Below are 11,968 nucleotides of genomic sequence, written 5' to 3' on the forward strand. Positions count from 1 at the left end.
TAGCGCACCGGAGTCGCGACTCAACATGGCCAAGTCGATGGTGGAGCGTTACGAGCAGCTCCTCCGGCAGGACCCGACCTCTTCCGTCTTCGTGGAGCTGGCGAAGGCGTTGCTGGAGAAGGGAGACGCGCAGCGCACCATCGAGGTGTGCACGGAGGGCATCTCCCACCACCCCACGTCCATCGTGGGGCGGGTGCTGTGGGGCAAGGCGCTCATCCAGTTGGGGCGGCCCGCGGAGGCGATGGAGCAGTTCGACCAGGCCATCGCCATCGAGCGGGACAACCCGTACGCCTACAACCTCATCGGCGACGTGCTCCTGCAACGCGGGCTGTACCGCTCCGCGCTGCCGATTCTCCGCAAGGCCGTGGCGCTGCAGCCCAACAACGGGCGCGTGAAGCAGTGGTTGGATCAGGCCCAGCAGGCGCTGTCCGGTGGACCGGCCCCCATCTTCGAGGACCTGGGCGTCCTGGCGACCCCCGCGGCCGCGCCGGAGGAGGACGCGCCGGAGCCGCCGGGGCCGGAAGCCGCTCCGTCCGCGTTCGAGGCGCGTGCCGCCGCGGCGGCGGGACTGGAGCCGCGCCGCGCTGCCCGGACGGAGACGCCGGCGGGTGGAACGGACGCGCAGGCGGCCTCCAGGGTCGCCTCCGTCGAGGCGCATGGCGGGCCCACGGCTCCCATCGGGACGCCGGTGCCGGAGGACGCGCGGGGCCCCGTGGAGGCGGGTGAGCAGGAGCTCGGTGCGCCACGGGATGGCGCGAATCCGATGGATGCTGCGTCCGGTAGCCCGTCGGATCCAGGGCAGGAGCCGGGTTCGGGCCGGGGGCGTGCGGCGTCGGGCGAGGGCGCGGATCCGGCGAGCGAAGGAGCTTCGGCCTCGGGCCAGGAGCCCGGTGCGGACGCCCCCGCGGATCCGGTGGCCGCCGCGCCGTCGGATCCGGAGCAGGGTTCGGAGGTTCCTCCCGCTTCCGTGCAAGCGGCGGATCCGGGAGCCTCCAGCCGCAAGCGCGGGTCCGGGATGCTGGCGGATCTCCCAGACGCTCCTCCCTCGGATGAACCCTCCGCGTCGCAGGGCGGGGGACTGCTCGGAGACCTTCCGCCTCCGGAGGCGGTGCGGGCCCGCCCGGCCGCGCCGGTGACGCAGGCTCCGGTCGCTTCGGCTTCGGGTGGCAAGCGCTCGCTGCTGGACGACATCCCGGACGCGACGGAGCTGGCGGCGGCCGCGGCCCGCAACAAGGCGGCGGCGAACGCGAAGGACACGGAGGCGCTCGCGGCGAAGTACGAGCGCGAGATGCACGAGAAGATCGCCAAGGAGCGGGCGAAGCAGTCCCTCCTGGAGCGCTATGGCGCGAAGACCGTGGCGCTCTTCGTGGCCCTCATCTTCCTGGGCGCGAGCGCGGGCTTCTTCATCCTCTACCGCTCCCGCCAGGGCGGCCAGACGCTGTCGGAGACGCTGGAGCTCGCGAAGCGCGCCGTGGCGCAGGACACGGGCGCGTCGCTGGACGAAGCGCTCCGTCAGCTCGACCGCGCTCGTGACATGGACGAGGCGAGCCCCGCCGCCTGGGCGCTCGCGGGCTACGCGCACGCGCTGCGCTACCTGGACCACGGCGCCAACGCGGAGGACCGCCGGCTCGCGCTGGAGGCGCTGGAGAAGCCGGGCGTGAAGGACGGCTTCAACGGCCTGGTGCTGGCCACCAACGCGCTCGTCGCCGACGACCGGGCCCGCGAGGCCGCGAACCGCGCGCTGCTCGCCTCGCAGGACGACGTGACGGAGGTGCACGCGCTCGCGGGCAGCCTGCTCATCGCCGCCAAGGACGAGAAGAAGGCCCTGGACCGCTTCGACCGCGCGCTCAAGGCGTCGCCGGGCAACGTCCGCGCGCTGGTGGCGCTGGGCCACTACTACCTCGCCTCCGAGGACTTCGCGCAGGCGCTGGAGATGTTCAAGCGCGCGCGCGACGTCTCCAAGGAGCACCCCGCCGCCCGCATCGGGATGGCGGAGAGCCGGCTCGCGCTGGAGCAGGACCTGGACGCGGCGCTGGCGGACGTGGCGCCGCTCGCGCAGGACCCGAAGCTGCCCCCCGCGCTCCAGCCCCGTCAGCAACTGGTGCACGGCGAAATCCTGTCCGCGCTGGGCAGGTACGACGAGGCGCGCACCCTGCTGTCCAAGGGCACGCAGGGGCCGCTGGCCATGGACTTCCAGTTGGCGCTCGGGGCCGCGGGCCGCGCGGCGGGCAAGCTGGAGGCCGCGCAGCAGGCCTACGAGGCCGCGCTGAAGCTGCAGCCCAAGAGCGAGACCGCTAAGGAGGGCCTGGGGCGCACGCTGCTGGATCGCGACCGGGAGAAGGACGCCCTGCTGCGCCTGGAGGCCGACGGGGGCCGCAAGGTGTCGCTGGTGCGGGGCGCGGCGTACGCGCGGCTCGGGGACTGGAAGCGCGCCCGCGCGGAGCTGGGCAAGACGCGCGTGAACGACCGCTATCCGCCGGAGGCCGTCGCGTGGCTCGCGCTGGCGGACGCGCACGAGGGCAACGCCGCCCAGGCGCGCGACGTGCTGGAGAAGGCCGTGGCCAAGAAGCCCCGCACGGACCTGCGCGTGGCGCTGGGGCAGGTGTACTGGCGCGAGCGCGCGCTCGACAAGGCGCAGGCCCAGTTCGACGAGGCGATGAAGGACCCGCGCGACTACGAGGGCGCGTGCTCGCTGGGGCGGCTGCTCCTGTCTCGCGGCCTGCCGGACATGGCGCTCAAGCCGCTGACGCAGGCGGTGGAGCGCAACGGCTCGCACGGCGAGGCCCGCGACGCCCTGGGCCGCACGCTCCTGGCGCTGGGCCGCACGCCGGAGGCGCTGAAGCAGTTCGAGGCGTGGCAGTTGGACAACCCGGGCAGCGCCGCCGCGCAGAAGGGCTTCGCGCTGGCGCTGTACCAGTCCGGCCGCCGCAAGGAGGCGGAAGGGGCGTCCGGCCGGGCGGTGAAGCTGGCGCCGGACGACGCGGAGGGGCAGCGGCTGCGCGCGGCGCTCCTGTTCGCCAACGGCGACGCGAAGGGCGGCTTCTCCGCGCTGGAGCGCGCCAACAAGCTGGACTCCAAGGACCCGGACACCTTCTGCGAAATCGCCCAGGCGTTCCTGCGCCAGGGGCAGGTGGAGAGCGCGGACGCGGCCTTCGCGGCGGCGCGGCGGGAAGGGCCGGACGCGACGTGCGGCCGCGTGGGCGAGCTGTACACGCAACTGCCGGGCGGTGGTCGTGGCGCGGCGCGCACGCTGCAGGACCTGGCCGACAAGGCGCCCACCGTCTGGGACAAGGCCTTCGCCCAGGTGACGCTGGCGCGGGTGCTGCTGGGCGCCGGGGCCGTGAAGGAGGCCCGCGCGGCGGCGGACGAGGCCGTGCGGCTCGCCCCCTACAACGGGCGCGCGTACCTGGCCCTGGGCCTGGTGGCCTTCAAGCAGCGCCAGGAGGCCCCCGCGCGCGAGGCGCTGGCCAAGGCCGTGGAGCTGGAGCCCACGGACGGCCTGGCGCACCTGGCGCTGGCGGACGTGCTGGTGCGCGAGTCCTCGGAGCTGCCCCGGGCGGTGGAGGCCTACGAGGCCTTCCTGAAGCTCGCCGGGGGGGCGCCGGAGGCGAACCGGGTGAAGAAGGCCCTTCCGCTCCTCAAGCGCCGGGCGTCGCGCTAGCGTGGTCGACGTGAGCGACCCGCGGCCCCCGTCCTCCCCCCTGCTGAAGGTCATGTGGGGCAACGCCTTCCTGCTGTCGGTGCTCTACCTGCTGACGGGCATCGTCGTGGAGTCCATCCGGCGGCGGTACCACGCGCCCTTCTTCGAGCGCCTCTCCATGGCGCTCGACTCGCTGCCGGCGCGGGCGCTGGAGCTGGTGCGCGCCATGGAGCCGCTGCGCGAGGCGTACTTCACCGGCCGCATCACCGACCTGGGCGTGCGCTTCGTCTTCGGGCTCGTCACCGTGGCGGTCATCTTCCTGCTCGCCCTGGTGGTGGGCGCCCTCATGGCCGTGCTGCGGTGGGCGCTGCTGCGCGCCACCCGCGGCGGTGAGGGCCCTCCGCCCGGCGGCAACGGCTAGCGGCGCGACTTCGCCTTGCGGATGCGAGGGGCCACGGGCGAGGCCTGCGGCTCATGGCCCGCCGCGCGCGCCATCAGGCAGATGTCCACCACCTTGGGGCCGAAGCGCTCCCAGCGGCTCTCCCCGGTGCCCTTCACCGCGAGGAAGGACTCCCGGTCCACCGGCAGCGCGGCGGCCAGCCCCAGGAGCGTCGCGTCGTTGAAGATGATGAAGGGCGCGATGCCCAGGTCCTTCGCCAGGTCCTTGCGCCAGCGGCGCAGCTCCGTGGACGCCAGCTCGCTGAAGGCCATCACCGGCGCCCCGGCCGCGGCTGGCAGGGAACGCGAGGCGGAGCCGGACGGCTTGGGCATCATGCTGCCCGCGCACCGGTCGCACTTGCCGCACACCGCCGCCGCGTCCGCCTGCCCGAAGTAGCGCAGGATGAATGCGCGCCGGCACTTCGGCGTGTACGCGTAGTCCGCCATCCGCTTGAGCATCAGCCGGTTGAGCCGCTCCTGCTCGCGCACCCGGGACAGGTCCACGGACAGCTCCCGGAACGGCACGCGCTCCAGTGCGCGGATGGAGCGCCCCGCGAACGGCCGGCGCACCCGCACCACGCCGGACTTCTCCAGCAGGCCCAGCGCGTGCCGGACGTCGTCCTCCGTCAGCCCCGTGCGCCGCGCGAGGATGGGCAGCTCCGTGGTGGCCTGCCGCCCCACGGGGAAGGTCTCCAGCAGTGAGCGCAGGAGCCGCTGGGACTCCGCCGCGTGCGGCTGCGCGCTGGCGGCCTTGTCCGTCAGGGTGATGCCGTACTCGCCCTCGCCCCGGCCGCCGCGCTCCAGCTTGCCCTCGCGCTCGAAGATCTTGAGGGCGGCGGAGACCTCGAACTCGCTGGCGCCCACCATGCCCGCGAGCGCGTGCACGCCCCGGTCGAACTCCTCCACGGCCTGGAGCTGCGCCCAGATGTCCGACAGCACGGACTCGGAGGGGTGGCTGCCTTCGATGAGGCGCTCCTGCGTGTACACGTCCGCGTGGTTGAACAGGAGCACCGCCGTGGCGGGGTTGCCGTCGCGGCCCGCGCGGCCAATCTCCTGGTAGTACGCCTCCACCGCGCGGGGGATGTTGGCGTGCGCGACGAAGCGGATGTCCGGCTTGTCGATGCCCATCCCGAAGGCGTTGGTGGCCACCGCCACCGCCTCCTTCGCGGACATGAAGTCGTCCTGCGCGCGGCGGCGGGCGTCGTCCTCCATGCCCGCGTGGTACAGCACCGCCTTCACCTTGCGCGTGACGAGCGCGGAGTGCATCCCTTCCGCCGCCTTGCGCGTGGAGCAGTAGATGATGCCGCTGCCGCCCTTCGCCGCCAGGCTCGCGCACGCGTCCCGGCGCTCCTCGTCCCCGCTGACGTTCACCACGTCCAGGAAGAGGTTGGGCCGGTCGAACCCCTGCGCGAACACCGCCGGGTCCTTCATCAGCAGCACCCGGACGATGTCCTCGCGCACCTCCGGCGTCGCCGTGGCGGTGAGCGCCACCGTGCGCGGGGGCCGCAGCCGCTTGCGCACCTGTCCCAGCAGCGCGTAGTCCGGCCGGAAGTCGTGGCCCCACTGGGAGATGCAGTGCGCCTCGTCCACGGCGAACAGCTCCACGCCCAGCCCCGCCACCAGCTCCAGGAAGCTTGCGCTGCGGAAGCGCTCCGGCGCCACGTAGAGCAGCTTGTACTCGCGGGCGCGCAGCTTGCGCAGGCGCTCCGCCCGCTCCACGTCGGACAGGGACGAGTTGATGTACGTGGCCGCGATGCCCTTCGCGGTGAGCTGCTCCACCTGGTCCTTCATCAGCGCGATGAGCGGCGACACCACCAGCGTGATGCCCGGCAGCAGCAGGGCCGGGAGCTGGTAGCACAGGCTCTTGCCCGCGCCCGTGGGCATCACCACCACGGTGTTGCGGCCGCTGAGGACGGAGCTGATGACGGGCGCCTGGCCGGGGCGGAACTCCGACAGGCCGAAGTGCCGCACCAGTCCCTGCTGGGCATCTTCGAGGAAGGGCAGGGACTCCGTCATCGCGCGCATGTTCATCATCCTGGATGGGCCGTCAACGCCAATCCCCTCTGGGTTGCCGGCGCGCCCCGCGTCACAGCTCGAGCCCCGGAGGAAGGGGAACCGCCAGCGCGGCGCGTTTCAACGCCACCTCGCGCCGCAGCGCCTCCGTCCGCTCCGGGTCCAGGCGGCCGTCCACGACGAAGTCCCCCTCGCGCACGCCCGGTGGCAGCCGCCAGCGCTCCACCGTGCACGCCTGCCCGGCGTCGGTCCGCACCACCTGGGCCCGCGTCTCCTCCAGCACCTCCACCCGGAGGGGGCCTTCCTCCAGCCCCAGCAGCACGCACGCCCCCATCACCAGTCCCCGCCCGACACGCACTTGCGCCGCCCCTCCCGCTCGCTGTCCGGCAGGATGCCCCGCTCCAGCATGGACACGAACGCGCCGTCCCCCACGACGACGTGGTCCAGCAGCTTCACCCCCAGGATGCCCGCGCCCCGCGCCAGGTGCTCCGTCAGCCCCACGTCCTGGACGCTGGGCTCCGGGTCTCCGGAAGGGTGGTTGTGCGCGAACACGATGGCCGTGGCCCGCGAGGCGAGCACCGCCGCGAACACCTCCCGCGGGTCCACCGGGCACGCGCTCAGCGTCCCCTCCGCCACCCGGGCGTCATGCACCAGCACGTTGCGCGGGTTGAAGCACAGCACGTGGAACACCTCGCGCCGGAGCGCGCCCAGCGTGGGCGCCAGGTACGCGTGCACCTCCTTCGGGTTTCGCAGCCGGGGCCGCTTCTCCGGGGAGCGCTGCGCGCGCCGCCCCAGCTCCAGCGCCGCCAGCAGCCGGGACGTGCGGGCCGGCCCCACGCCCCGCCGCGCGCACAGGACGCGCGGATCCTCCTGCACCAGCGCCTTGAGCCCGCCCTTCGCCACGCCGTCCGCCGCGTCCCCCAGCCCCTCCGTCCACAGGAGCCCCAACAACTCCAGGTCGGTGAGGGCCTCCGCGCCCAGCCGGAAGAGGCGCTCGCGCGCATCCCCCAGTCCCGCGCCTTTCGCCCTCACCGACCTGCCACCCGTGGCTTCCCCTTCGCCCGGCTCCGCCCACGCCTCTCCACCTTGTTCCATCCCGCCTCCGTCCACGCGACGCACGGGCTTGAGCAAGGCACGTGCCCTTCAGCGGCCACTCGGGGGGATGAGGGCGGGGCCCGTCCAGCGGCGCGTGAAGAGGCCCGGTGGCGGGACGGACAGCGGTGCTCCACTCGCACTCCTGGCGTGCGAGGAGCCAAGAAGCGGCAGGGCCGCCAGCTAGCAGCGGGGCCGGGGCCCGGCGCTCCGGGCGGCCCTGGCGAGCTGGCCCTGGGTCAATCCCTCGAAGAGCGCAACCTTCTTGAGGCCAGCGGCATCCATGGGGTCCAGGTTCGTATCATGGCCAGGACGGCGGCGTCTGTTACCGTCCGGGCCCGTCAACGTATGAGCGCAGGAGGCGCCGTGTCGCAGGACAAGATCCAGAAGGTCACCATCATCGGCTCGGGACCGGCGGGCTACACCGCCGCCATCTACGCGGCGCGCGCCAACCTGGAGCCCGTGGTGTTCGCGGGCGGCCCCACCCTGGAGCACCCGCAGCGCGTCCCGGGCGGCCAGCTCATGGTCACCACCGACGTGGAGAACTACCCCGGCTTCCCGGAGGCCATCACCGGCCCGGAGCTGATGGATCGCTTCCAGAAGCAGGCGGAGCGCTTCGGCACCGTCATCCACATGGAGAACGTCACCAAGGTGGACTTCTCCCAGCGGCCCTTCCTGCTGGAGAGCGAGAGCGGCATGCAGGTGCGCTCGGAGACGGTCATCATCTCCACGGGCGCCACGGCCAAGTGGCTGGGCGTCAAGGGCGAGGACACCTACAAGAACCGCGGCGTGTCCGCGTGCGCCACCTGTGACGGCGCCTTCTTCAAGAAGCAGGACGTGCTGGTGGTGGGCGGCGGCGACACGGCCATGGAAGAGGCCACGTACCTGGCGAAGATCGTCAACCACGTCACGCTCATCCACCGCCGCGACTCGCTGCGCGCGTCCAAGGTGATGCAGGAGCGCGCGCTCAACAACCCGAAGATCTCCTTCATGTGGGACTCCGCGGTGGAAGAGGTGGTGGGCGACGGGAAGGGGATGACGGGCGCCGTGGTGCGCAACGTCAAGACGGGCGACAGCAAGCTGGTGAACGCGCACGGCCTGTTCGTGGCCATTGGCCACACGCCGAACACGGAGCTGTTCCAGGGCGTCCTGGAGACGCACCAGAGCGGCTACCTGAAGACGATTCCGGGCAGCACGCGCACCAACATCGAGGGCGTCTTCGCCTGCGGCGACGTGCAGGACAGCTACTACCGCCAGGCCATCACCGCGGCGGGCACCGGCTGCATGGCCGCCATCGACGCGGAGCGCTGGCTCATCGAGCACGGCGAGTAGCCGCCTCCTCCCTTTCCGTCCCGAGCGAGACGACACGCGCATGAAGACGAAGCAGAAGACGGTGGCGGTGCACGCGGGCTCCCGGCTCACCGGGAGCAAGGCCGTGCCCGTCATGCCGCCCATCTTCCCGGCGGCGGTGAACTGGTTCGACAGCAGCGACGACCTGTCCGACGCGCTGGACGGAAAGGACTACGCCTACGCCCGCATCAGCGCGCCCAACGCCGCGCTGCTGGAGGAGGCGGTGGCGGCGCTGGAGGGCGCGGAGGCCTGCGTCGCCTACGCCAGCGGCATGGCCGCGCTGCGCTCGCTGTTCGACGCGCAGCCGTGGAAGGCCGGGGACGTGCTGGTGATGCCCACGGACGGCTACGGCGTCACGCGGGCGCTCTACAAGAACCTGTGCGCCCGCTGGGGCGTGGAGCTCAAGCCCCTGGACGTGACGTCCCCGGACGCGCCCGCGCGCATCCGCGAGTGGCGCCCGCGCCTGGTGCTGGCGGAGAGCATCTCCAACCCGCTCTTGCGCGTGCCGGACATCCGCGCGCTCGCGCAGGCCTGCAAGGACGCGGGGGCGGTGTTCGCGGTGGACGCGACGTTCCCGTCGCCCTTCGGCCAGCGCGCGCTGGAGCTGGGCGCGGACTACGCGGTGCAGTCCACCAGCAAGTGGCTCAACGGCCACAGCGACGCGCTGGGCGGCACGGTGAGTGGTTCCAGGGAGCGCATCGACCCGCTGCGCTCGGCGCGCATCCTGTCCGGGGACGTGCTGGGCCCCTTCGAGGCGTGGCTCACGCTGCGCGGCCTGCGCACGCTGCCCGTCCGGATGAAGGCCCACAACGAGCACGCCGCCCACGTGGCGAAGCGGCTTGCGGACTCGCCGCTCCTGGAGCGGGTCATCTACCCCGGCCTCTCCTCCCACCCGGACCACGCGGTGGCGGCGCGGGTGCTGGAGGGCGGCTTCGGGCCCATGGTGGCGTTCGAAATCAAGGGCGCGGGGCAGAAGGAGGGGGACCGGTTCCTGGAGGCGCTTCGCGTGGCGAAGCCCGGCCCGTCCCTGGGGGACGTGGGCACGCTGGTGATGCACGCGGCCAGCGCCAGCGCCCGCCGGATGACGCCCGAGGAGCGCGCCCACGCGGGCATCCGCGACAGCCTCATCCGCGTGTCCGTGGGGCTGGAGGATCCGGACGACGTGGCGGACGACCTGCTCGCCGCGGTGGCGAAGGGGGCCGGCCGGTGAAGATGGTGGACGTCGGCGACAAGCCGAAGACGGACCGCGTGGCGGTGGCCACCGCGCGCCTGCGCATGCTGCCCGCGACGCGGGAGCGCATCCTCGCGGGGCAGGTGGAGAAGGGGGACGTGCTCGCGGCGGCGCGGCTCGCGGGCATCATGGCCGCCAAGCGCACCCCGGACTTCGTGCCCCTGTGCCACCCCATCGCGCTCGCGGGCGTGGACGTGACGCTCACGCCCGTGGACGAGGGGCTGGAGGTCCGCGTGCGGGTGAAGACGGTGGACCGCACGGGCGTGGAGATGGAGGCGCTCACGGCCGCGTGCGCGGCGGCGCTCACCGTCTATGACATGTGCAAGAGCGTGGACCGCGGGATGGTCATCGAAGCGGTGCGGTTGGACCACAAGTCCGGCGGGCGCTCCGGCACCTGGGAGCGCGAGCCCGCCTAGCGCTTCGCTTCCGCGCGCAGCCGCTCCAGGAAGAAGGCCACCACCACCAGCGAGTGCGTGATGTGGCCCTCCAGGATGAGCCGGGGCAGGTCCGCGCGCGGGTGCAGCTCCACGGCGATGTCCTCGCCGTCATCCGGGTCCCCGTCGCTCACGCGCTCGCAGTCCAGCGCCAGGTACGTGTGGCAGCGGTTGGTCTGGAAGGCCGGGTTGGGGTGCACGACGCCCAGCGCCTCCAGCCGGCCGGCGCGGTAGCCCGTCTCCTCCTCCAGCTCGCGCGCGGCGGCCACGGCCGGGTCCTCGCCCGGGTCGATGACGCCGCCGGGGGCCTCCAGCGTCGCCGCCTCGATGCCGCAGCGGAACTGGCGCACCATCACCAGCTCGTCCTGCTTCGTCACCGCGATGACGTTCACCCAGTCCGCGCAGTCGATGTGCACGCGGGGGTGCTCCAGGTTCGTGCGCGGATCCATCACCACGTCCTCGCGCACCTTCACCACCGTGAAGTCGTGCTCCAGCCCCCGGCGCAGGCGCGGCCAGGGCTTCACTTGGGACTTGGGCGACTCGGGCGCGGAAGGCATGCGGGCGGGTTTCCTTTGCTTTCAGTTGAGCAGCTCGGCGCGCTCGCGCAGCTCGCGGGCGGACATCTCCAGGCGCTCGCGGTCCGGCGCGTCCGGGGACAGCTCCAGGCAGCGCTCCACGTCCTTGAGCGCCGCGCGGAAGGCGCCCAGCGTGGTGAGCAGCGACGCGCGGGTGCGCAGCTCTCCGGGGTGGTCCGGGGCCAGGAGCAGCAGCAGGTCCACCACCGCCAGCCCCTGCTGGCTGTCGTCGCGGCCCAGGTACACGCGGCGCAGGTTGGACAGCATGCGGTACGCGATGAGCTCCACCGGCGCGGGCGCGAGCATGGCCCGGTCGAACTTGAGCTGCGGCGCCACGCGCTTGAGCAGCTCCTCGCAGCCGTGCTCCGTGAGGATGTCGCCGTGGTGGAAGGGGTCCATCACCAGCTTGTGGTCGCCCGCGTCGCACGCCACCAGGAAGTGGCCGGGGAAGGGGACGCCGTACAGCGGGATGCCCGCGCGGCGCGCCACCTCCAGGTAGAGCACCGACAGCGTGATGGGCAGCCCCACCTTCCGCTCCAGCACCCGGTCCAGGAAGCTGTTGTCCGGGGAGTGGTAGTCGTCCTCGTTGCCCCGGAAGCCCTCGATGTCCGCGAGCACGTGGCGCAGGGCGCGCAAGGGGGCCAGGGCCTCGCCCTTGTCGCGCAGGCGCTCCGCCTCCACCTGCACCCGCGCGGCGAGCGCGTCCAGCGTCCTGAGACAGGCCGGCGCATCCAGGTCCTCATGGCCCAGCGTCGCGATGGCCAGGGCCGCCAGGTCCAGCCGCGGTGGATCCGCGGCCAGGGAAGACACCAGCCGCTCACGCGCCAGCGGAGGGCCGAAACCAGAGGGAAAGCTCACGGTGCGCACCAGTAACCCACGGAGGCTCCTCACGGCAAAAGCAGGCAGCCGAGCATCAGGTGCCCGGAGGTGCCGGAGGCAGCCGGCCCTTGATTTCCGCGCGCAGGGCCATCTGGGCTGAAATCAGCCCCGCCAGGATGCCGTCCTCGAACTCGAAGGTCGGGTGCTCCTTCAGCTCCGGGAAGTCGTGCGGGTTGCGCAGCTCCTCCGGCCCGATGTTGGGCACCGCCTCTCGCGCCAGCTTGAGCACCTTCGCCTGCTGCTGGGCAATCATCCGCTCGTAGAGGGGGGAGGCCAGGGCCAGCAGCTCGTTCGCCGTCTCTTCCGTCATGGTGTG

Annotated in this window: 11 protein-coding genes; 5 read left to right on the forward strand and 6 right to left on the reverse strand. The window is 72.8% G+C overall.

Annotation, left to right across the window (positions count from 1 at the left end):
- Positions 1-25 precede the first annotated feature (25 nt).
- Together K8612_RS28015 and K8612_RS28020 are read left to right on the forward strand one after the other, a co-directional pair.
- Positions 26-3,661: a tetratricopeptide repeat protein gene (locus K8612_RS28015; protein WP_223764527.1), complete on the forward strand. Its 3,636-nt coding sequence runs from the start codon at positions 26-28 to the stop codon at positions 3,659-3,661.
- A gap of 52 nt (positions 3,662-3,713) precedes the next feature.
- Positions 3,714-4,061 (forward strand): hypothetical protein, encoded by a 348-nt coding sequence (locus K8612_RS28020; RefSeq protein ID WP_223738814.1) that lies wholly within the window; start codon positions 3,714-3,716, stop codon positions 4,059-4,061.
- Here the strand turns inward: K8612_RS28020 and K8612_RS28025 are convergent.
- From K8612_RS28025 to radC, 3 genes are read right to left on the reverse strand one after another with little or no spacing between them, the layout of a single operon-like run.
- Entirely contained in the window at positions 4,058-6,112 is a 2,055-nt protein-coding gene (locus tag K8612_RS28025) for an ATP-dependent DNA helicase RecQ (RefSeq protein ID WP_223764528.1), read from the reverse strand. The two genes, K8612_RS28020 and K8612_RS28025, sit on opposite strands and share 4 nt — an antisense overlap.
- 52 nt (positions 6,113-6,164) lie before the next feature.
- Positions 6,165-6,425, reverse strand: a complete 261-nt coding sequence (locus K8612_RS28030; protein ID WP_223764573.1) for a DUF3006 domain-containing protein — start codon at positions 6,423-6,425, stop codon at positions 6,165-6,167.
- Complete coding sequence (radC, locus tag K8612_RS28035) at positions 6,425-7,186, reverse strand: DNA repair protein RadC (RefSeq protein WP_223764529.1); 762 nt, start codon at positions 7,184-7,186, stop codon at positions 6,425-6,427. The genes K8612_RS28030 and radC overlap by 1 nt, the downstream gene beginning before the upstream one ends.
- 345 nt (positions 7,187-7,531) lie before the next feature.
- Between radC and trxB the strand changes: the two genes are divergently transcribed.
- Genes trxB through moaC form a run of 3 tightly spaced genes read left to right on the forward strand, consistent with a single transcriptional unit; the run spans position 7,532 to position 10,180 of the window.
- Positions 7,532-8,515 carry a thioredoxin-disulfide reductase gene (gene trxB / locus K8612_RS28040; protein ID WP_255672279.1) on the forward strand — a complete coding sequence of 328 codons (984 nt, stop codon included), beginning with the start codon at positions 7,532-7,534 and terminating at the stop codon, positions 8,513-8,515.
- 40 nt (positions 8,516-8,555) lie between these two features.
- Positions 8,556-9,743, forward strand: a complete 1,188-nt coding sequence (locus tag K8612_RS28045) for a PLP-dependent aspartate aminotransferase family protein (RefSeq protein ID WP_223764531.1) — start codon at positions 8,556-8,558, stop codon at positions 9,741-9,743.
- A complete protein-coding gene (gene moaC, locus K8612_RS28050; RefSeq protein WP_370639881.1) occupies positions 9,740-10,180 on the forward strand; it encodes a cyclic pyranopterin monophosphate synthase MoaC in 441 nt (146 codons plus the stop codon). Before K8612_RS28045 ends, moaC begins: the two co-directional genes overlap by 4 nt.
- Here the strand turns inward: moaC and K8612_RS28055 are convergent.
- The 3 genes from K8612_RS28055 to K8612_RS28065 form a co-directional block, all read right to left on the reverse strand.
- Positions 10,177-10,755: an NUDIX hydrolase gene (locus tag K8612_RS28055; RefSeq protein WP_223738499.1), complete on the reverse strand. Its 579-nt coding sequence runs from the start codon at positions 10,753-10,755 to the stop codon at positions 10,177-10,179. The genes moaC and K8612_RS28055 overlap by 4 nt on opposite strands.
- A gap of 21 nt (positions 10,756-10,776) precedes the next feature.
- Positions 10,777-11,601 carry a SirB1 family protein gene (locus K8612_RS28060; RefSeq protein WP_223738817.1) on the reverse strand — a complete coding sequence of 275 codons (825 nt, stop codon included), beginning with the start codon at positions 11,599-11,601 and terminating at the stop codon, positions 10,777-10,779.
- An 85-nt stretch (positions 11,602-11,686) separates the two neighbouring features.
- Positions 11,687-11,962: a hypothetical protein gene (locus K8612_RS28065; RefSeq protein ID WP_223738500.1), complete on the reverse strand. Its 276-nt coding sequence runs from the start codon at positions 11,960-11,962 to the stop codon at positions 11,687-11,689.
- Between the last annotated feature and the right edge of the window lie 6 nt (positions 11,963-11,968).

Origin of the sequence: Corallococcus sp. AS-1-6, assembly GCF_020037015.1 — a bacterium.
Lineage (GTDB): Bacteria > Myxococcota > Myxococcia > Myxococcales > Myxococcaceae > Corallococcus.

Bases quoted from the DNA above. Each gene is read 5' to 3' on its own strand.
- K8612_RS28065 (WP_223738500.1), bottom strand. From the start codon at position 11,962: ATGACGGAAGAGACGGCGAACGAGCTGCTGGCCCTGGCCTCCCCCCTC.
- K8612_RS28030 (WP_223764573.1), bottom strand. From the start codon at position 6,425: ATGGGGGCGTGCGTGCTGCTGGGGCTGGAGGAAGGCCCCCTCCGGGTG.
- radC (WP_223764529.1), bottom strand. From the start codon at position 7,186: ATGGAACAAGGTGGAGAGGCGTGGGCGGAGCCGGGCGAAGGGGAAGCC.
- K8612_RS28015 (WP_223764527.1), top strand. From the start codon at position 26: ATGGCCAAGTCGATGGTGGAGCGTTACGAGCAGCTCCTCCGGCAGGAC.
- K8612_RS28020 (WP_223738814.1), top strand. From the start codon at position 3,714: ATGTGGGGCAACGCCTTCCTGCTGTCGGTGCTCTACCTGCTGACGGGC.
- K8612_RS28025 (WP_223764528.1), bottom strand. From the start codon at position 6,112: ATGATGAACATGCGCGCGATGACGGAGTCCCTGCCCTTCCTCGAAGAT.
- K8612_RS28055 (WP_223738499.1), bottom strand. From the start codon at position 10,755: ATGCCTTCCGCGCCCGAGTCGCCCAAGTCCCAAGTGAAGCCCTGGCCG.
- K8612_RS28045 (WP_223764531.1), top strand. From the start codon at position 8,556: ATGAAGACGAAGCAGAAGACGGTGGCGGTGCACGCGGGCTCCCGGCTC.
- trxB (WP_255672279.1), top strand. From the start codon at position 7,532: ATGAGCGCAGGAGGCGCCGTGTCGCAGGACAAGATCCAGAAGGTCACC.